The organism is Bartonella rochalimae ATCC BAA-1498 (assembly GCF_000706645.1).
Taxonomy (GTDB): Bacteria; Pseudomonadota; Alphaproteobacteria; order Rhizobiales; family Rhizobiaceae; genus Bartonella; species Bartonella rochalimae.
Window position 1 is genome coordinate 867,230 of sequence record NZ_KL407337.1, and the last position, 20,751, is coordinate 887,980.

Genomic DNA, 20,751 nt, shown 5'->3' on the forward strand with positions numbered 1-20,751 from the left:
GAAAACCCAGAACAATTTTTATTTTAAATAATCTTGAAGTGATTCCATAAAGCTTTGTCACCTATCTTTTTGATTAAATCGGCATGCATATCTTTTTCCTGTTTACTTAATCTTTGAGGCAAAGCTTGGGAGCGTGTTTTTATCGTATAGAAAGCATTTTTGTTATCTTGAACATTCATAACATCACAACTTTCATAATTATCAAAACTAAATATTCCCTGTTTTCCACCAATTAACTCAATATACACATCAGCGAGAATCTCTGCATCAAGTAGAGCCCCGTGAAGAACACGATGACTGTTATCAATTCCAAAGCGTTTACATAAAACATCAAGAGAGTTAGGCCCCATAGGAAATCTGCGCCGTGCTATAGATAATGTATCGATGACATTATCACTATTAATAAGAGGCTTATTAACTCGCTCTAATTCCGCATTAAGAAAACCGATATCAAAATTTGCATTATGAGCAACAATTGTTGCGTCATCAATAAAATCTAAAAGCGCATCGACAATATCATCAAATTTTTTTTCATCTTTTAAGCGTTCATTCGTCAATCCATGAATAGCAACAACTTCATCAGGAATAATAACATCTTGTGGATTTAAATAAACATGAAATCGACGTCCTGTAAGATAACGGTTGATCATTTCTATACAACCGATCTCAATTATGCGGTCACTTTCTTTATTTAATCCCGTTGTTTCAGTATCAAAAATAATTTCACGCATTGTCCTAACTCTTTTAAGAACCATCTTTTAATAGATTTTTTATCACCCGTAAAACTTGTTGACGTGTATTTTCCAAATCTTTTCCCGTATCAATAACAAAATCAGCGTATTTTCGTTTTTGTTTATCGGATAATTGTTTAGCATTAATGATTGAAAATTTTTCTTCGCTCATATTCGGCCGACTCATTGCACGTGCCTTTTGTATTTCTGGTGGAGAAGACACAACAACTATATTATTAACACGACTCTCACTTTTTGTTTCAAAAAGAAGAGGAATATCAAGAACAACTAATTTTTTTTTCTGCTGACGTGCTATGTTAATAAATTCCCTTTCTTTTTCTCGTACCAAAGGATGAATTATTTTTTCTAAAATCTTTAATTTTTTACTGTTATTGACTAAAATTTCAGAAAGTTTTAGACGATTGACTTGACCATTTTCAGTAACACCAGGAAAAGCACGTTCTATAAGAGACACTGTTGGTTCACTGCTATAAAGTTGGTGTACAACCTCATCTGCACTAAAAACAGGAATACCGGCTTGTCTAAAAAAATAAGCAGTTGTTGATTTTCCCATTGCTATTGATCCAGTCAATCCTATAATCTTCATAATTTATCTTCACCTGTGCCTTCTAAGATTGCTTTTCGCAATTGTTTTGTTACCAATGATTTCACTGCAAATCATTGTTCAAAACTAGGAACAACTTAGTATAAAGACATCCTGTCCATCGATTATTTTTATTTGCTTGCTGTAATAGAAATGTCATTAATAGAATATAAAGAGTATTTTTCACAAATGTTATTCGCTTAATTTTATAAAAATCGCAAAAAATTTTTGTTTTAATTTTCATAAATGCTTACCATATTTATAAAATTTCCGAAGTACTCAGCTAAATTTTCTGCATGTTGTTTTATACTATTAAGTAAAAAATTCATTCAAATTTATGTTTTTGAAAGCATACAAAAGAATATTTGCAATCACTATCTGTAAAAATGAACACTGTTTCCGCAAGTCGTCTATAATAAAAGCCGTCAAATTAGCATAAAAACTATAATTACCATGATTTATAACGTAATCTTTTTCTTAAATCATAGTATATTAACAATACTAACAATTGTAATCATCTGATCTTTATAGATTACTAAATGGAAAATATTTTTCTTATATAATAAAGCATTACTTTCACAAAAATTTCTCATTTTTGCAAATAGCAAATATAAGCAAATTTTTTAATTTTCCAAATGTTACTTTTTTTACAAGAAAATTATAGTAAGCTTATTGTTTGAGCTAAAAATCGTGGATTTTTGGCGATTTTGAATGATAAATCGAATAACTAACAATAAAAATGCACAAACATATTTTCTTTTTACCGTTTTTTATCAAATTAGCTATCAATAATTCCTAAATGACGTAATTTGATTAATAAAGGTAATAAAGGTAAACCAATAATAGTAAAGAAATCCCCTTCGATTTTTTCAAAAAGATGGATTCCTTCTCCTTCAATCTGATAGATTCCTGCGCTTCTTAAAACATCTTTTTTTACACACTTTAAATAATTTTCGATAAATTTTAGTGAGAGAGGACGCACTGTCATATGAGCGCTAAAAACCTCAGACCAAATTTTTTTACCATTTTGAACTAAAGCAATGGCACTATGAAGAGAATGTTTTTTTCCTGATAACATATGTAAACGTTGACGTGCTTCCTCATCATTTTTTACCTTATGAAAAATTTGACCTTCAAAATCGAAAACTTGATCACAACCAATAACGAATGCATCAGGAAAACGACCAGAAACATTTTTTGCCTTCATATTAGCAAGAAAACAACAGAGTTCTTGAGGAGTTTTTATTTTTGCTGTTTTTTCTATTTCTCTCTCATCAAAAGAAGCTCCTTCAACAGAAAAACTTAAACCAGCTCTCTTTAACAACTGAGCGCGATAAGGACTAAGAGATGCTAATATTAATATTTTTTTCATCATATTTTCTTCTCCTTTCCTTCACGAAATTGCGATAAAAGCTCAAAAACTGCTGCAGCTGTTTCTTCAATAGAACGTCTTGTAACATCAATAATAGGCCAACCAAAACGTTCACAAATACGTTTTGTGTAAATAAGTTCTTCAGCTATGCTAATGCGATCAGTGTAGCTTTCAAAAGAAAAACCATCTCCCAAATCTCTATTTTCACGAATATGTGAAATTCTTTCAGCTGAAGCAATAAAACCAACAATTAAGGCGTTCTTTGCTTCAAAAATAGTTTGAGGTAAATTAATTCCCTGAACAAGAGGAACATTAGCAGTTTTAATTCCACGATTTGCTAAGTAAATACTGGTTGGTGTTTTAGAGGTCCTTGAAATACCTATAAGAATTACATCCGCATCTAATAAACTATCTGGAGATTGCCCATCATCATGTTCTATTGTAAAATCTAAAGCTTTAATACGACGAAAATAATCTGCATTAAGTTCATGTTGTGCACTTACACGTAAATTTTTAGGTTTTCCAATATAAGATTGAAAGACATTTAAAATAGGGTCTAATATATCAACACAAGGGACAGATATTTTTGCGCAGGCTTCATCAATCAATTGTTTAATTTCTTTATCAATAATCGTGTAAAGAACAATTCCTGGTTCTTTTTCTATCTCATTAATGACTCGCTGCAACTGCATTTTACTGCGAATCATTGGATAAACATGTTCTATAACTTTTCTTATTTTATACTGCGATGCTACAGCTCTTCCAGCAGAAATTAATGTTTCTCCCGTCGCATCAGAAATCATATACAAATGAAATTTTTTTTCACCCACAGAAAATTTAATCCTTTGTTAATCAGTGTGTATAAAATTTTATAAATTTTAAAAAGCTAAAATTTAGAAATTTATTATTATTATTATGCACAAATTTAAAAACAATAATAAATAAATTTATCTTATTGAAAAAAACAAGGATAATATCTTTAAACAGTTATTTATTATTGTTTTTTTTCTTTTTCCTTGTTGATAAAATTGAGGATAAATGAAGGATAAATAATAATCCACATTAAACACAGATTTTAATAAGAATAATCCCTTCAAAATTTTAACTTTATTAAATTATATCTCAAAAAAAATTTAATATATTCCAAGTGGTATCTAAGTGATTAGATATATCAGCTCTTAAACTCTAACGAACTTAAATAAAATTCCATATTCGTTTTATAAAAAAATAAAATAATATAATTTTCCTAAAATAGCTTATGAAAAAATACCTTCTTACAGAACAAATTTGTTTTTTCTTTAATATTCGTGATTGAGTAATGCTTGCAGTTTAAAAGAGTTGAGTATATAACGTCCTTATCTAGAGGAATATTCTTTATCCTTTTAAAAACTCTAGAAACAGTTCCCCCATTAATCAAAGAGCATGTTTTATGCAGGAAATGAAATTACAAGAGCTAAAAAGTAAAAATCCAGTTGAACTTGTTTCTTTTGCTGAAACATTGGAAGTTGAAAATGCTTCTTTAATGCGCAAACAGGAATTAATGTTTGCTATTTTAAAAAAACTTACTTTACAAAATGTAGAAATTATAGGCGAAGGTGTTGTTGAAGTTTTACAAGACGGATTTGGATTTCTTCGATCTGCTGATGCTAATTATCTTCCAGGACCAGATGATATTTACCTTTCACCAACACAGATACAAAATTTTTCATTAAAAACAGGAGATACCGTCGAGGGACCAATACGAGGACCAAAGGAAGGAGAAAGATATTTTGCCCTCCTTAAAGTTAATAAAATTAATTTTGAAGATCCTGAAAAAATTCGTTACAAAATTCATTTTGATAATCTTACTCCTCTTTATTCAAATGAGCGTTTTCAAATGGAAGTGCAAAATCCTACGGATAAAGATATGTCATCACGAGTAATTGATTTGATATCTCCTCTAGGAAAAGGACAAAGGGGATTGATTGTTGCACCACCACGAACAGGAAAAACAGTTTTATTACAGAATATTGCTCGTTCTATTACAACAAATCATCCTGAATGTTATCTTATTGTTTTATTAATAGATGAACGTCCAGAAGAAGTTACTGATATGCAACGTTCTGTAAAAGGGGAAGTTGTTTCTTCTACTTTTGATGAACCAGCAATACGTCACGTACAAGTCGCTGAAATGGTTATTGAGAAAGCTAAAAGATTAGTTGAATATGGACGTGATGTTGTTATTCTTCTTGATTCAATTACACGTCTTGGACGCGCATATAATACTGTTGTTCCTTCATCAGGAAAGGTTTTAACAGGTGGTGTGGATGCAAATGCCTTACAACGTCCTAAGCGTTTTTTTGGTGCAGCTCGTAATATTGAAGAAGGAGGATCTTTAACTATTATAGCAACAGCTTTAATAGATACGGGAAGTCGCATGGATGAAGTTATTTTTGAAGAGTTTAAGGGGACTGGTAACTCAGAAATTGTTCTTGACCGTAAAGTTGCTGATAAGCGTACTTTTCCAGCTATGGATATTATTAAATCAGGAACACGTAAAGAAGATCTTTTAGTAGCTCGTCAAGATTTACATAAGATTTTTGTTCTTCGTCGTATATTAGCACCTATGAGTGTAACAGATGCTCTTGAATTTTTAATTGATAAATTAAAACAAACAAAAAATAATAGCGAATTTTTTGATTCAATGAACACGTAAATTTTTTTGGATTAGGATTAATCCTGTGGATACAATCTTTGCTATTTCAAGTGGATTGTTGCCTTCAGGGGTTGCAATTGTTCGCCTTTCTGGCCCTCGTGTGAAATATATTGTAAAAACACTTTGTGGTTGTTTACCTAAAGCGCGCTTAATGCATTATGGTAACCTTACTGCTCGTGACGGAAGTTTTTTAGATTCTGCCTTAACTGTTTTTTTTCCTGCTCCTCATAGTTTTACAGGAGAGGATTGTGCCGAGTTTCATTTACATGGAAGTAAAGCAGTTGTTAATCGCTTTCTTGATGAATTAACTACATTTGAAGAATGTCGTCTTGCAGAGGCAGGAGAATTTTCGCGTCGAGCATTTATTGAGGGTAAATTAGATTTAATTCAAGCAGAAAGCCTTGCTGATTTAATTCAAGCAGAAACAGAAAGTCAGCGACGTTTAGCTGTTATGGGTACGAGTGGTACTTTAACAAAACTTTATCGTGATTGGCGCCACATACTTATAACAGCACGTGCTTTAATAGAAGCAGAACTCGACTTTTCTGATGAGAATGATATTCCTAATTCAGTATCTGATAAAGTTTGGAAAGATATAAAAAAACTTTATCATTCGTTGTGTGAACATATTTCTGCAGGAGAACGTGCAAGTATTTTGCGTGATGGAATTAAAATTGTTATAGTAGGTGCTCCAAATTCTGGAAAATCGAGTATTCTTAATCGTCTTTCTGGGAGATCTGTTGCTATTGTATCAGAAGAAGAAGGAACAACACGTGATGCTTTAGAAGTTAGATTGGTATTGAGTGGTTTACTTGTTCTTTTTACAGATACGGCTGGTTTAAGGAAAACAGAAAATACGATTGAGCTTTTGGGAATTGAAAAAGCAAAACAGCATATTGTGGAAGCTGACTTAGTTATTTTTGTTTATGATATGAATAATCCTCAAGAGATTAATTTACCAAAAACATCAGCTGAAATTTGGCATGTAGGTAATAAACTTGATCTTTGTGAAGGAAATAAAGCACGTTGGCCAATACAATTTTCGACATTAAGTGGTTTAAATTTTGATTATTTTATAAAAGAGATAGAATTATTTTGTTTACGTCGTGCTACTGAAATTGGAGATGCTATTCCAGCAAGAAAAAGGCAGCTTCAATTATTGAAGGAAGCTGCTGAAGAAATTAATGCATCTATGAATTCTACTTCTCTTGATTTAAGTTTATGTGCAGAACATCTTCGTCGTGCAAGTCATATACTTGGGCGAATTGTAGGTGATATTGATGTTGAAGATTTACTTGACGTTATTTTTTCAGAATTTTGTGTTGGTAAATGATGATTCACGTGAAACATTCCAGTTCTTCTGTAATTATTTTATAGACAGATTAACAAGATTATGTATTTTATAAGTTTTGTTTATATAAAATTTAAAATCAATTCTGTATGGAATGAATTAAATGCAATCATATGATGTCATTGTTATAGGAGGTGGACACGCTGGTTGTGAAGCAGCTTCGGCTTCAGCGCGTGTTGGAGCTCAAACAGCACTTATTACATATCAAATATCAACAATTGGAACAATGTCATGCAATCCCGCTATTGGCGGACTTGGAAAAGGGCATTTGGTTCGTGAAATAGATGCTTTAGACGGTTTAATGGGGCAAGCAGCAGATGCTGCTGGAATTCAATTTAGACTTCTTAATAGAAAAAAGGGACCAGCAGTAAGAGGTCCACGGACACAAGCAGATAGACAATTATATAAAAATAAAATTCAACAACTTTTGCAGGAACAAGATAATTTAATTCTTATTGAAGATGAAGTTATTGATCTAATTGTTAAAGATAATCGCGTATCAGGTGTTGTTTTAAAAAAACAAGGAAGTATTTTTTCGAATGCCGTTGTTTTAACAACAGGTACATTTTTGCGTGGATTAGTCCATATTGGCAATAAAACATGGCCTGCTGGTCGTATGGGCGAAAAATCAAGTATACAACTCGCCGAACGCTTAAAGAATTATAGTATAAATCTTGGACGATTAAAAACAGGAACACCTGCTCGGCTTAATAAAAAAACAATTTTTTGGAATAAACTTTCTAAACAACAGGCTGATGAAGACCCTGTTCCATTTTCTTTTTTGACAGAAAAAATTGAACAACCTCAAATTGAATGCGCCATAACACGAACAAATGAAAAAACACATCAAATTATTCGTGAAAATATTCATAAATCAGCTTTATATTCTGGAGCCATTGAAGGATTAGGACCGCGATATTGTCCTTCAATTGAAGACAAAATTATCAAATTTGGTGATCGTGATGGACATCAAATTTTTCTAGAGCCAGAAGGATTAGAGAATAATACGATTTATCCAAATGGTCTTTCCACATCTCTTCCTGAAGAGATACAACTCTCTTTTTTGAGAACAATTGAAGGTTTGGAAAATATTGAGATTTTACAACCTGGTTACGCAATCGAATATGATTTTGTTGATCCTAGACAACTGTTCAAAACTTTAGAATTACGATCTTTGCCAGGTTTATTCTTAGCAGGACAGATAAATGGTACAACAGGCTATGAAGAAGCTGCAGCTCAAGGTCTTTTAGCTGGATTAAATGCCGCTCGTAAGGTTGGTGGTTTGGAAGAAATTATTTTAAGTCGTTCTACAGCTTATATTGGTGTTATGGTAGATGATTTAATTTTACGTGGGGTTTGTGAACCTTATCGAATGTTTACATCGCGAGCTGAATTTCGCTTATCACTTCGAGCTGATAATGCAGATACCCGCTTAACACCTTTAGCACAAGAATGGGGTATTGTGAGTCAGACTCGTTGGAGTTGCTATCAACAAAAACAACACCATCTTGATCAAGCACGTTTAATGTGTCAAAAACTTTTTTTAACGCCTAATGAAGCATTTGTTCATGGCTTGCAAATAAATCGTGATGGAGTTAGACGTTCTGCTTATGATCTTTTAGCTTACCCTCATATGAATGTAGCACGTCTTGCATATTTTTGGCCACAATTGCATTCAATCGATGCCAAAATAGTTGAAGCTTTGGAAATTGAAGCTCAGTATGCGGTCTATTTAAAAAGACAAACACAAGATATTATAGCTCTTCAACGCGATGAGCATTTAGAAATACCTTCTTCTCTTAATTTTCAAGAAATTTCTGGTCTTTCGAATGAGTTAAAAACAAAAATTCAACAAATATCGCCGCGTTCAATTGCTGATGCACAAAAAATTGATGGTATGACACCAGCAGCATTATCTCTAATCCTTACATATATTCAACGTCAACGACGTGAAAAAGCGAAATTAGCTTAATGGTTATTTCTACAGAACAAAAATATCAAGATATTTTAGAAATAATACCCTCTGTTTCACGTGAAACGATGAAGCATTTAATAGAATTTGAATCTCTCGTAATTCAATGGAATATACATATTAATTTGATTTCTGCCACAACAATACCAGTTTTATGGAAACGTCATATTTTAGATTCTGCACAAATTTATCCTTTGAAAAGTCAATTTCTACACTGGTGTGATCTTGGATCAGGAGGAGGTTTTCCCGCCATTGTTCTTGCTATTTTTCTCAAAGAAAAAAAAGGTGGGCATATTGATTTAGTAGAAAGCAATGGGAAAAAAGCAGCTTTTTTACAAAATGTTATAGCAAAACTTAATCTTCCAGCAACAGTTCATCATTGTAGAATCGAAGATGTCTATAAAAAAATAAAAACACCGGATATTTTAACAGCAAGAGGTTTAGCTTCATTAGACACTCTTTTACATCTTATGTCACCTTGGTTAACACAAAAAACAGTTGCTCTTTTGCAAAAAGGTAGGGATTACGTTAAAGAAATAAAAAATGCTACTGCCAATTGGCGCTTTGATCTGCTAAAACATGAAAGTAAAATTGATAAAAATTCTGTTATCTTAGAAATTTCTCATGTTCGATCATGTAAAAAGGGTAAAGCAAAATGAGCGAAACACGAATTATCGCTATTGCAAATCAAAAAGGTGGGGTAGGTAAAACAACAACGACAATTAATCTTGCAACAGCTTTGGCTGCTATTGGTAAAAACATTCTTATTATGGATATTGATCCACAAGGAAATGCAAGTACAGGATTGGGAATTGATCGGAATAGTCGTCCTTTATCATCTTATGATGTTTTGGTTTCTGGAATCTCAGTTGCAGATGCTGCTTTAGAAACAGCGGTACCTAATCTCCATATTGTTCCATCTACACTTGATTTATTAGGCATTGAAATGGAAATTGCTTCTTCACAAGATCGTATTCAAAGATTGCGTAAGGCTCTTTGTCATGATTCCAAAATAGCCAAAAAATTTAATTATATTTTAATTGATTGTCCTCCTTCTCTCAATCTTTTGACATTAAATGCTATGGGGGCTGCAAACTCTGTTCTCGTTCCAATGCAGTGTGAATTTTTAGCTCTTGAAGGCTTAAGCCAATTACTTGAAACTGTGAAACAAGTAAGGTCTATTTTAAACACATCTTTAGAAATTCAGGGTATTGTTTTAACAATGTATGATGGGCGAAATAATCTTTCAAATCAAGTTGTCGAGGATGTTCGCTCTTTTATGGGAGAAAAAGTTTATCGTACTGTTATTCCTCGTAATGTACGTGTTTCTGAAGCTCCTTCTTTTGGAAAACCAGTACTGCTTTATGACCTCAAATGTGCTGGTAGCCAAGCCTATCTGCGGTTGGCGTCGGAAGTTATTCAACGTGAAAAACAAGCGCAAGCTGCAGCTTAGAAAGTGTAAAGAAATAATTGTAAAAAATTTAAAGAGAAAAATTATGAGTGATGATCAATCAAAAAAAAGACTGGGACGCGGGCTAGCAGCATTGATTGGGGAGATCAACTTAAACGGTAATCCTGCGTATTCGGCGAGTTTTGATAAGTTCACGTCGAAACCGAGTGTTGCTCCTATAGCTTCTGAAAAGTTTGTTCCTATTGAATTTATTTCCCGTAATCCAAATAATCCAAGACGTCAGTTTACTGATTCGGAACTTGATGACTTAGTACAATCAATTCGTCAACATGGTATTATTCAACCTATTATTGTTAGACCTTCACGTACTCATCCTAATCAATTTCAATTAATTGCTGGTGAACGGAGATGGCGAGCTGCACAACGAGCCAATTTAAATCAAGTACCAGTTATTATTCGCGATGTAGATGATAAGACTGCTTTGGAATTAGCAATTATCGAAAATGTTCAACGAACTGACCTTAATCCTATTGAAGAAGGGATAGGATATGAGCTTTTATTGAATGAACACGGATATACTCAAGCAGATTTAGCAGAAATTATTGGAAAAAGTCGTAGCCATGTCACAAACACTCTTCGCTTGTTGAAACTCCCACAAAAAGTGCAACAATTTTTGATAGATGGTCATATTTCAGCGGGTCATGCACGTTGCCTTATTACAGTTGAAAATCCACAAGAGTTAGCAGAAAAGATTATCCATGAAGGACTCTCTGTACGCCAAACAGAAATACTTGCACAAGAATATGGAAATTCTAAGATTAAAAAACAGACTTTAGTAAGAAAAGATATGGAAACACAATCTTTAGAAAAATTGCTTACTGATGTGATTGGAATGAAAGTCATCATTAGACATGGTAAAAAAGGTGGTAATTTGAAGATTCATTACTCATCATTAGAACAATTAGATGATATTTGTCGGCGTTTACAAAACTAATTTAAAGATATAAATCCAATTGATATATTTAAAATTGAATCTCGAATTTTTCTATTTTAAAAAAGGACATTATCGTAAATAAAGTTAAAAATGATCTTTTCTTTTACGGATTTCAGCAAAAACTTCTTCATCTGTTGCTTTTTCCATTGCGAGGTTTTTTCGTAAAATGGGATCATCCCAACGAAGAAAAGGATTTGTTTCTTTTTCTTTTCCTAAAGTTGTTGGCAAGGTCATAGCGTTTTGGGCACGTAACGAAAAAACTTCTTCTGCTCTTTGATGAAGTTTTCTATTTTGTGGATCAATCGTCAATGCAAAAAGAGCATTTTTTTCGGTATATTCATGTCCACAATAAAGGATTGTTTCATCAGGAAGTTGACGGAGTTTTTTTAAAGATGTTAACATTTTTAAAGGGGTTCCTTCAAAAAGACGTCCACAACCGAGTGAGAAAAGTGTATCTCCAGCAAAGAGTAATTTAGCTTGAGGAAAATAATAGGATAATGCTCCTAATGTATGGCCAGGTGTTGAGAGGGCCATAAGAGTTTGTGTACCAAAACAAAATGTTTCATCAGGTTGTAGTGTATGATCAAGAGGAGTAATTTTTTTGCTTTCTGCTGCTGGTCCAATAATCATAGCATTATAAGCTTGTTTTAATTCTGCCAGTGCTTCTACATGATCATAATGATGATGAGTGACAAAAATAAATTGAAGTGTCCAGTTACGCTTCTTCAACATATTATAAATTGCTTTGCCTTCAGGCGCATCGATTGCAGCAGTACACCCACTTTTTTCATCGTGAATGAGAATGCCAAAATTATCTTCTCGACAGATAAATTGTTCAATTAACATCTATCTTCTCTACGGTATAATGTTAAATTTATGAAGCAATTCATAGTGATAAATTCTCGATGCGCGATGTAAGAATAGGATTATTAATCTTCTTTTGTTAAATTTTTTGAATGTTTTATGATAAGAGGCATTTGTGTCAGCATAAAGAGAAATGTTAGAGGCATAACGCCAAAGACTTTAAAATTGGTCCAAAAATTATCGCTAAAATTTCGCCAGATGATTTCATTTAGAACAGCAAGAAAAATAAAAAAATATGCCCAATTATAGGTGAGTTTGTTCCATCCAGACTCGTCAATTTTCAGACCAGAATCAAAAACATAACGCAAAAGGGGTTTTTTAAAGAATAAACCACCAAATAAAATAAAAGAAAATAGGCCATTAATGATTGTAGGTTTCATCTTAATAAAAGTATCATCGTGAAGCCAAAGAGTTAGAAAACCAAAAACAAGGATGAATATTCCTGAAATAAGTGGGATTACAGGAATTACACGTGTAAGAAACCACGATAAGCTTAAGGCAAGAGTAATTGCTATCATAAAAAGAGCTGTTGCGGGAAAGATAGGTTTATCAAAGTCTTTAAAAAGCGCGATATTCTTTATCAACCACTCACCTTTATAATTAGCAAGGAAAAAAACAACTAACGGACCCATTTCTAAAAGAAATTTAAGAATTGGCAAAGACGGTTTTTTTTGCATGTTATTGTTTTTTTTCAAATTAGAGTCATTATCTGCATTTGGTTTGAAAAGAGAAAATTTCATGTGTATTTTCCTATAATAGCTTCAGCAAAATCAGAGGCAGAAAAAGGTTCAAGATCTTCAACATTTTCGCCTACACCAATAAAATGAACGGGAATTTTATGTTTAGATGCAATGGCAACAAGAATTCCTCCGCGCGCAGTACCATCAAGTTTTGTCATAACTAAACCATTTACACCAGCTATATCACGAAAAACATTCACTTGGTTGAGAGCATTTTGCCCAGTGCTCGCGTCAAGTGTTTGAAGAACAGTATGAGGTGCTTGAGGATTATGTTTACCCAAAACACGAATAATTTTTGCTAATTCATCCATTAATTCAATTTTATTTTGTAAACGTCCCGCTGTGTCAATAAGCAAAACATCATAGTTTTCTTTTTTAGCTTTTTCATAAGCATCAAAAGCTAAGCTTGCAGCATCAGCACCAAGTTTTGTTGAAAAAACAGGAGCTTTAGCACGTTCCCCCCAAATATGTAATTGTTCAACAGCTGCAGCGCGAAACGTGTCTCCAGCAACAAGCATAACTTTTAGACCTCCCATAGTTAGTTTAGCCGCTAATTTTCCAATGGTTGTGGTTTTTCCGGTTCCATTTACACCGACGAGTAAGATAACATGGGGTTTGTGGTTAAGATCAATTTCTAATGGAAATGCAATTGGCTCAAGTACCTTTTTGATTTCGTTAGTTACAATAGTATAAATATCTTTTGGTGACAAATTTTTTTCATAATAACGCGTTGATAAGATATCAATAATGCGTGTGGTTGTTTCTATACCGAGATCTGCTTGAATGAGAATATCTTCTAATTCTTGTAATGTGTTTTCATCGAGTTTTTTCTTGACAAAAAGCGTACCAATTGAATCACTTAATTGTTGTGAAGAACGAGATAATCCTTTTTTTAGGCGCTCAAACCATGCTGCTTTTTTTTGTTCAACGGTTAAGGCGGATAAAGGCTTTTCATTTTTTTCTATAATTGTATCAGTAACAATCACTTTACGAGAAGATTTTTCAGGAAGAGCAATTTTTTCACTAGATTCGATAAGTGTTGTCTTTTGTATTTTCTTTTGCTCGCATTCTTCTTTTTGTGCATCTATGGAAGAATATTTGCTGTTTATCTTTTCACTTTTATATTCATTTTGCTCTTCTTCACTGATTTCATGGGAGATAAGAGGCTGCTCTTTTTTTATTATTTTTTCCTTAGATGTATTAAAAGAGAGTATTTTTTTGATAAAAGACTTTTTCATGAGGGCTTTCCTGCTTAGGCTGCATTCGATTCAGGAAGTGTGGCAATTAATTTATTTCCATCGTGATCAACAATGAGAGCTTTAACGATTGCTCCAGCTTTAACATCTTTAATTTGTGTAAGTGTATAATCTTCTGTTCGTCCAATTCCATCTCTTTCGACAAGAATTGCTTGTTGGCTATTTTTTAAATAAATAAGATGTTTTTGGTAAGCTTTTTCCCCTTCTTTACGTAATTTTTCAGCACGAATTTTAATTATTTCACGACTAATTTGTGGCATACGCGCAGCTGGTGTTCCTTCTCTTGGGCTGAAGGGAAAAACATGGAGATGTGTCAAACCACATTCATGAATTAAAGCCAGACTATTTTGAAACATTTCTTCTGTTTCCGTAGGAAAGCCAGCAATTAGATCAGCACCATAAACTATTGTAGGGCGTTTAGCTCGTAAATCTTGGCAAAACTGAATTGCATTTTCACGCAAGTGTCGTCGTTTCATCCTTTTTAAAATCATATTATCACCTGCTTGTAAGGATAAATGCAAGTGTGGCATGATTCTTTTTTCATATGCTAAAAGATTAATCAACTCTTGATCTGCTTCGATAGAATCAATGGATGAAAGACGCAATCGTGGCAAATCAGGAACATGGTGTAAAATAGTTGAAACTAATTTTCCTAAAGTGATTTTTCCAGGTAAGTCAGGACCATAACTTGTGAGATCAACACCTGTTAAAACAATCTCTTGAATACCATTGCCTACAAGTTGTTTAATTTGTTCAATAATGATGCCCATAGGGACTGAACGTGATCGTCCGCGGCTATAAGGAATGATGCAAAATGTACAACGATGATCGCATCCATTTTGTACTTGGACAAAAGCACGTGTGCGTCCTTCTAATGCATTAATCATATGTGGTGCAATTTTATGAACTTCCATAATATCATTAACACGCAGTTTTTCATCATGATTAATGCCGAAATCAGGAAGTTGACGGTAGGAATGAGCATGGAGTTTTTCTTCATTGCCTAAAATGAGGTCGACTTCTTTCATCAGAGAAAAATTTTTTGCTTCTGTTTGTGCTGCACATCCCGTGACGATAATACACGCATGAGGATTTTTGCGCTTCGCTTTTCGAATTGCTTGTTTTGCTTGTCGTACAGCTTCAGCGGTGACGGCACAGGTATTAAAAATAATAGCACCACCTTTAAGTTCATTAAGACCAGCAGAAGTACTTTCTTTGCGTATGATTTCTGATTCATAACTATTGAGTCGACAACCAAAAGTCACAATTTCTATTGTCATTAAAAAGAATCCTTTTTGTAGTCTCCTGTTAAAGGGTTTAAAAGACCGCTAAATTCATATTCTACAGGACCAGTCATAATGACGTGATCATCTTCTTGGTAAAGAATAGAAAGATTTCCTCCCAGTAAATTAACATCAATACAACGTTCTGTTAATCCGCGGCGGTAAGCTGTTACTGCACTGGCGCAAGCTGCACTGCCACAGGCTTTTGTTAAACCTGCTCCACGTTCCCATGTTCGTAAAATTAAACTGTTTCGTGATGTTACAGAAGCAATGGAGATATTACACCGTTCCGGAAAAAGTGGGTCATTTTCAAGTTTTGGTCCATATTTTTCTAAAGGAATATGCTCAATATTATTTTCAACAAAAAAAATAGCATGAAGATTTCCAATAGAAACAAGAGAAGCATCTTTTAAAGGTCCGGCTCTTATTTCTACGTGATTGGTATCAGCGACTTCACGAGCAATAGGCATATTTTTTGCATCAAAATTTGGGCGTCCCATATTAACAGAGATTAGACCATTAGCTTGACGTTTCCCTTCAACAATACCAGCAGGTGTTTCTAATTGAAAGCTTTCACCAAGATTATGTTTCGTCAGCCATTCGATAACGCAACGCGTACCATTACCACAAGCTTGTGCTTTTGAACCATCCGAATTCCATATCTCAATGCGAAAATTAATTTCATTTTTAATTGAGGGGTGAATCGTCATAAGTTGATCAAAATATGTTTGTGGATTTTTAGCTAGAGCAAGAATTGCTTGCTGTGTAATATTATGTGTGCTTTCACGCATATCAGCAACAATAATTTTGTTTCCAAGACCGTTCATTTTGCTGAATGGTGTTTCCATAAGATTTCTCTATTTTTTGTGCAATAGTAAGTCTAGCAAAGAATATAATGACTGAAAATTTTACAAATTACCAGCATTGACAGAAATAAAATGAAAGGACGTGAATGTTTTTCTTCAAAATGAATAATTTTTGTTATGATCACATGTTTTTTATTAGGTTTTTCTTATTTATTAATTTATTTTTGTAAAATAGCGTATTTTCATAAAATACGCTCGCTTGTTTTTTAAGTAAGTTTATTATTGTCATGAGAAAGAGTGAAGATATGACATTCCCAAAAATCTCATTTTTCATTGTATTATTTATTATAGCGATCTTAAGTGGTTGTGCAAGTTCGCAGTTTGGTAACAGTGATGGAAACAACATAACAGAAGTTTTTTATCCTGTTCAGCAACTGTTAGAGCCTGAAACATCTGATACATTAAATTCTGAAGTGTTAACTTCCTCAAATTATGAAAAGGAATATGCTCAAGATGACACACAGTTAACTCGCTTTGAAGTACCAGACAATGCAGTTGATTTGTTTCCTACAAATATTGTTGGCGTATGGAATCTCTCTATTGGTAATAAGTCTTGTCGAATTGCAACTCCACAAACAAAGTTTGGTTCAGGATATCGAGCCGGTCCTTTAAATTGTCCAAGAATATTTGCTAAAGTGAATTCGTGGGCTGTTAAAGAAAAGAAATTATATTTTTATGACCGATCTGGAAGTGTTGTCGCGGTTCTTTATTCTTTTGGGAAAGATTATTTGGAAGGACGGACGTTGGATAATCAACCCGTTGTTTTAGACCGTTAAATCATTTTAAACTCCTTATAAAAAGGCAAATATTACGTGCACGAATTTGCATTATTTAATCACAAAATGATGCAAAAAAGCATTTATGTCTATGAAATTTACATTTGTTCAGAATGATTTGAAAAAAGGATTTTTGGATGGTTTTAGTTTCAGCGCGCTATGAAGAGCTTGTTTCCAAAGGAGACATTAGTTTCGATTCAGCTCAACGGGATTTAACAAAACATTTTGATTATTTATTACAAGAAATTTCAGCACAAAAGATTTCTCGACCTTGGACGTTTTGGCGTTTTTTTAAGAAACAAACGCATTCTCATGCTTCAAACCGATGTGGTACTGATAATTTCGTTCAGGGATTGTACATTTATGGCGAGGTTGGGCGTGGCAAGACTATGCTCATGGATTTGTTTTTCTCTTGTTTGCCAGAAGGGAATAAAAAACGTGCTCATTTTAACGATTTTATGGCTGATGTACATGAGCGTATTGATGCACATCGGCAAGCGTTTAAACATGCAAAATCCAAACAAAATGATCCTATTTTAGCAGTTGCAGAAGATTTGGCACGAGAAGCACATGTGCTTTGTTTTGATGAATTTACGGTGACAGATATTGCGGATGCAATGGTTCTTGGTCGTCTTATTACTGCATTATTTAATCAAGGCGTTATTTTTGTTGCTACGTCAAATGTCGCTCCTGATAATCTTTATTACAATGGTTTGAATCGAGAGCTTTTTATGCCTTTTATTCAAATTTTAAAAAAACATGTATGTGTTATTAATCTCGATGCAAAGACGGATTATCGTCTTGAAAAATCAAATCCACAACATGTGTATATCACCCCATTGGGACAAGCAGCAGATGAAAATATGGATCAAGCATGGACATTCGTTTTACGAGGTCAAAAGGAAACATCAGATGATTTATCTGTAAAGGGACGTTCTATTCATATTCCACGTTTTAGAGATGGATGTGCACGCTTTGATTATCGAGATCTTTGCATAAAGCCTTTAGCTGCAGCAGATTATTTGGCGTTAGCAGAGCATTTTCATACGATTTTTATTGATCATGTTCCTGTTATGGATGATGCACATCGCAATGAAGCTAAACGATTTATTTTGCTTATTGATGTTCTTTATGAACGTAACATAAGACTCTTTATGTCGGCAGAAGCAGAGCTTGGGCAATTATATAAAGGACGGGCGCAGACAATAGAAACATTTGAGTTTCAAAGAACGCAGTCGCGCCTTTTTGAAATGCAAAGCCAAGATTATCTCAATATTTGGGCAGAACAATTGTTAAAGAAATAAGCGAATCTTTACTTTACCTTTACGTAAACTGCTTCAATAATAACTTATTGAATTGACAAATGTTGTAATAATTCTGTTGTATTTTTTTTAAATTCATTTTATCGATACAATTGTAATTGGTTGCTTTAATATTTTAGGAAGCAGTTTTTAGTCGTAAAAAGAAAGTTTGATGAATTTTGATCATCTTATGTCTAAGTGGTCTTGTTAAAAAGAGGATTAGATTAAGGGAAAATATTTAATCTGTTAGCGCGGGGGATTTTGCGCTTAGTAAAAGGAAATAAAAATGGCACGAAAGAAGATAGCTTTAATCGGTTCAGGTATGATTGGTGGTACTTTAGCGCATTTAATAGGACTTAAGGAACTTGGAAATGTTGTTTTGTTTGATATTGCAGAGGGAATACCGCAGGGTAAGGCTTTGGATATTGCAGAATCATCACCAGTTGAAAACTTTGATGTCAATTTAGCAGGAACGAATACTTATGAAGCTATTGCAGATGCTGATGTTGTTATCGTAACGGCAGGTATTGCACGTAAACCTGGTATGAGTCGTGATGATCTTTTAGCTACTAATTTAAAAGTTATGGAACAAGTTGGCACGGGAATTAAGAAATATGCGCCTTCAGCATTTGTAATTTGTGTTACCAATCCTCTCGATGTAATGGTGTGGGCATTGCAAAAGTTTTCTGGTCTTCCAACGCAAAAAGTCATTGGTATGGCTGGTGTTCTTGATTCAGCACGTTTTCGTTATTTTTTATCTGAGGAATTTAAAGTTTCTGTTAAAGATGTAACAGCATTTGTTTTGGGAGGTCATGGTGATTCGATGGTCCCCCTGATCCGTTATTCCACTGTTGCTGGTATTTCTTTGCCTGATCTTGTGAAGATGGGCTGGACAACGCAGGAGAAACTTGATCAAATTATCCAACGTACAAGGAATGGAGGGGCAGAAGTTGTGAATTTGTTAAAAACAGGCTCTGCTTTTTATGCACCGGCCTCTTCTGCTGTTGCAATGGCCGAGGCTTATTTAAAAGATACTAAGCGCGTTCTTCCTGTTGCTGCTTATCTTTCAGGTGAATATGGAGTTAGGGATACGTATGTTGGTGTTCCTGTTGTTATTGGTGCTGGTGGTGTTGAACGAGTCATTGAAATTGATTTGAATAACACTGAAAAATCTGCTTTTGAAAAATCAGTAAATGCAGTGCACGAGCTTTGTAAAACATGTGCTGCTATCGCACCTAATCTCGGATGATTCAAAATAGTTTTGTTAGGTAAAGTAAGGTACCTTAAGTGTTTTGAGAATCAATTTAGTGTTTCATAGAAGAAAAGGACAAATATATGAATATCCATGAATATCAGGCCAAACGTCTGCTTCATGAATATGGTGCGCCAATAGCGAATGGTGTTGCTATTTATTCTGTAGAACAAGCTGAAAAATGGGTGAAAAAATTACCAGGACCGCTTTATGTGGTTAAAAGTCAAATTCATGCTGGAGGACGTGGAAAAGGGAAGTTTAAAGAACTTAGCTCTGATTCAAAAGGTGGTGTTCGACTTGCAAAATCAGTTGAAGAAGTTATTACGAATGTAAAAGAAATGCTTGGTAAAACTTTGATAACTAAGCAAACGGGTCCGGAAGGTAAACAGGTTAATCGTCTTTATATTGAAGATGGAGCTGATATTGAGCGGGAGCTGTATCTTTCACTTTTAGTTGATCGTACAATTGGTCAAGTTTCTTTCGTTGTGTCGACGGAAGGAGGAATGGACATTGAAATGGTTGCTGAGGAGACACCGGAAAAAATATTTACTCTTCCTATTGATCCTACAAAAGGCGTTACTCCTTCTGATTGCACGAAACTTTGTGACTCGTTAAAATTATGCGATAGTGCACGTGAAGATGGTGAAAGGTTGTTTCCAATACTCTATAAGGCTTTTTGTGAAAAAGATATGAGCCTTCTTGAAATCAATCCGCTGATTGTAATGGATAATGGCCGTTTACGTGTTCTTGATGCAAAAGTTTCTTTCGATAATAATGCGTTATATCGTCATCCAGATATTTTGGAATTACGCGATCTTTCAGAAGAAGATTCAAAAGAAATTGAAGCATCAAAGCATGATCTTGCTTATGTTGCTCTTGATGGGACGATTGGTTGTATGGTGAATGGCGCTGGTCTTGCTATGGCAACAATGGATATCATCAAACTCTATGGGGCTGAACCAGCAAATTTTCTTGATGTTGGTGGTGGTGCTTCAAAAGAAAAAGTAACTGCTGCTTTTAAAATTATTACAGCTGATCCGAATGTCAAAGGCATTTTAGTCAATATTTTTGGTGGGATTATGCGTTGCGATGTTATCGCTGAAGGTGTGATTGCTGCTGTTAAGGAAGTTGGTTTAAAAGTTCCTTTAGTTGTTCGTCTTGAAGGTACTAATGTTGAACAGGGTAAGGCAATTATCAGTGAAAGTGGTTTAAATGTTATTTCTGCTGATGACTTAGATGATGCTGCTCAAAAAATTGTTGCAGCAGTGAAGGGAGCTTAAACC

At 34.0% G+C, this 20,751-nt stretch carries 19 protein-coding genes; 10 read left to right on the forward strand and 9 right to left on the reverse strand.

The genetic code is table 11. From position 1 onward, the window contains the following. Positions 1–23: 23 nt before the first annotated feature. From dnaQ to O99_RS03705, 4 genes are all read right to left on the reverse strand, one after another. Positions 24–731, reverse strand: a complete 708-nt coding sequence (gene dnaQ / locus O99_RS03685) for a DNA polymerase III subunit epsilon (protein WP_035006406.1) — start codon at positions 729–731, stop codon at positions 24–26. Between the two features lie 13 nt (positions 732–744). Beyond that, the gene (gene coaE / locus O99_RS03690; protein ID WP_035006407.1) at positions 745–1,338 is read right to left on the reverse strand and encodes a dephospho-CoA kinase; all 594 of its coding nucleotides are present in this window, start codon (positions 1,336–1,338) and stop codon (positions 745–747) included. Positions 1,339–2,113: 775 nt separating this feature from the next. Next, positions 2,114–2,710, reverse strand: coding sequence for a Maf family nucleotide pyrophosphatase (locus O99_RS03700; RefSeq protein ID WP_035006409.1), 597 nt, complete (start codon positions 2,708–2,710; stop codon positions 2,114–2,116). After that, positions 2,707–3,537 (reverse strand): pyruvate, water dikinase regulatory protein, encoded by an 831-nt coding sequence (locus O99_RS03705; RefSeq protein ID WP_257787860.1) that lies wholly within the window; start codon positions 3,535–3,537, stop codon positions 2,707–2,709. Before O99_RS03705 ends, O99_RS03700 begins: the two co-directional genes overlap by 4 nt. 599 nt (positions 3,538–4,136) lie before the next feature. Between O99_RS03705 and rho the strand changes: the two genes are divergently transcribed. From rho to O99_RS03735, 6 genes are all read left to right on the forward strand, one after another. After that, positions 4,137–5,402 carry a transcription termination factor Rho gene (gene rho / locus O99_RS03710; protein ID WP_035006411.1) on the forward strand — a complete coding sequence of 422 codons (1,266 nt, stop codon included), beginning with the start codon at positions 4,137–4,139 and terminating at the stop codon, positions 5,400–5,402. A gap of 25 nt (positions 5,403–5,427) precedes the next feature. Next, the gene (gene mnmE / locus O99_RS03715; protein ID WP_035006412.1) at positions 5,428–6,735 is read left to right on the forward strand and encodes a tRNA uridine-5-carboxymethylaminomethyl(34) synthesis GTPase MnmE; all 1,308 of its coding nucleotides are present in this window, start codon (positions 5,428–5,430) and stop codon (positions 6,733–6,735) included. Positions 6,736–6,856: 121 nt separating this feature from the next. Beyond that, the gene (mnmG, locus tag O99_RS03720) at positions 6,857–8,725 is read left to right on the forward strand and encodes a tRNA uridine-5-carboxymethylaminomethyl(34) synthesis enzyme MnmG (protein ID WP_035006414.1); all 1,869 of its coding nucleotides are present in this window, start codon (positions 6,857–6,859) and stop codon (positions 8,723–8,725) included. Then, positions 8,725–9,384, forward strand: coding sequence for a 16S rRNA (guanine(527)-N(7))-methyltransferase RsmG (rsmG, locus tag O99_RS03725; protein ID WP_035006415.1), 660 nt, complete (start codon positions 8,725–8,727; stop codon positions 9,382–9,384). The genes mnmG and rsmG overlap by 1 nt, the downstream gene beginning before the upstream one ends. Then, positions 9,381–10,178: a ParA family protein gene (locus O99_RS03730; protein ID WP_035006416.1), complete on the forward strand. Its 798-nt coding sequence runs from the start codon at positions 9,381–9,383 to the stop codon at positions 10,176–10,178. Before rsmG ends, O99_RS03730 begins: the two co-directional genes overlap by 4 nt. 43 nt (positions 10,179–10,221) lie before the next feature. After that, entirely contained in the window at positions 10,222–11,130 is a 909-nt protein-coding gene (locus tag O99_RS03735) for a ParB/RepB/Spo0J family partition protein (RefSeq protein ID WP_035006418.1), read from the forward strand. 84 nt (positions 11,131–11,214) lie between these two features. Here O99_RS03735 and gloB read toward each other — a convergent pair whose 3' ends face one another. The 5 genes from gloB to dapF form a co-directional block, all read right to left on the reverse strand. Continuing rightward, complete coding sequence (gene gloB, locus O99_RS03740) at positions 11,215–11,976, reverse strand: hydroxyacylglutathione hydrolase (protein ID WP_035006420.1); 762 nt, start codon at positions 11,974–11,976, stop codon at positions 11,215–11,217. An 83-nt stretch (positions 11,977–12,059) separates the two neighbouring features. Beyond that, positions 12,060–12,734, reverse strand: a complete 675-nt coding sequence (locus O99_RS03745) for a septation protein A (RefSeq protein ID WP_035006422.1) — start codon at positions 12,732–12,734, stop codon at positions 12,060–12,062. After that, entirely contained in the window at positions 12,731–13,972 is a 1,242-nt protein-coding gene (gene ftsY, locus O99_RS03750; RefSeq protein ID WP_051668852.1) for a signal recognition particle-docking protein FtsY, read from the reverse strand. The genes O99_RS03745 and ftsY overlap by 4 nt, the downstream gene beginning before the upstream one ends. A gap of 14 nt (positions 13,973–13,986) precedes the next feature. Beyond that, positions 13,987–15,270 carry a tRNA (N(6)-L-threonylcarbamoyladenosine(37)-C(2))-methylthiotransferase MtaB gene (mtaB, locus tag O99_RS03755; protein ID WP_035006425.1) on the reverse strand — a complete coding sequence of 428 codons (1,284 nt, stop codon included), beginning with the start codon at positions 15,268–15,270 and terminating at the stop codon, positions 13,987–13,989. Continuing rightward, the gene (gene dapF, locus O99_RS03760) at positions 15,270–16,121 is read right to left on the reverse strand and encodes a diaminopimelate epimerase (RefSeq protein WP_035006427.1); all 852 of its coding nucleotides are present in this window, start codon (positions 16,119–16,121) and stop codon (positions 15,270–15,272) included. Before dapF ends, mtaB begins: the two co-directional genes overlap by 1 nt. 263 nt (positions 16,122–16,384) lie before the next feature. Between dapF and O99_RS03765 the strand changes: the two genes are divergently transcribed. The 4 genes from O99_RS03765 (at position 16,385) to sucC (ending at position 20,748) form a co-directional block, all read left to right on the forward strand. Continuing rightward, positions 16,385–16,915: an AprI/Inh family metalloprotease inhibitor gene (locus tag O99_RS03765; RefSeq protein WP_035006429.1), complete on the forward strand. Its 531-nt coding sequence runs from the start codon at positions 16,385–16,387 to the stop codon at positions 16,913–16,915. Positions 16,916–17,052: 137 nt separating this feature from the next. Continuing rightward, on the forward strand, positions 17,053–18,219 hold the full coding sequence (gene zapE, locus O99_RS03770; protein WP_035006430.1) for a cell division protein ZapE: 1,167 nt from the start codon (positions 17,053–17,055) through the stop codon (positions 18,217–18,219). Positions 18,220–18,502: 283 nt separating this feature from the next. Beyond that, positions 18,503–19,465 carry a malate dehydrogenase gene (gene mdh / locus O99_RS03775; RefSeq protein ID WP_035006431.1) on the forward strand — a complete coding sequence of 321 codons (963 nt, stop codon included), beginning with the start codon at positions 18,503–18,505 and terminating at the stop codon, positions 19,463–19,465. Positions 19,466–19,551: 86 nt separating this feature from the next. Further along, positions 19,552–20,748 carry an ADP-forming succinate--CoA ligase subunit beta gene (gene sucC, locus O99_RS03780; protein WP_035006432.1) on the forward strand — a complete coding sequence of 399 codons (1,197 nt, stop codon included), beginning with the start codon at positions 19,552–19,554 and terminating at the stop codon, positions 20,746–20,748. Positions 20,749–20,751 lie beyond the last annotated feature (3 nt).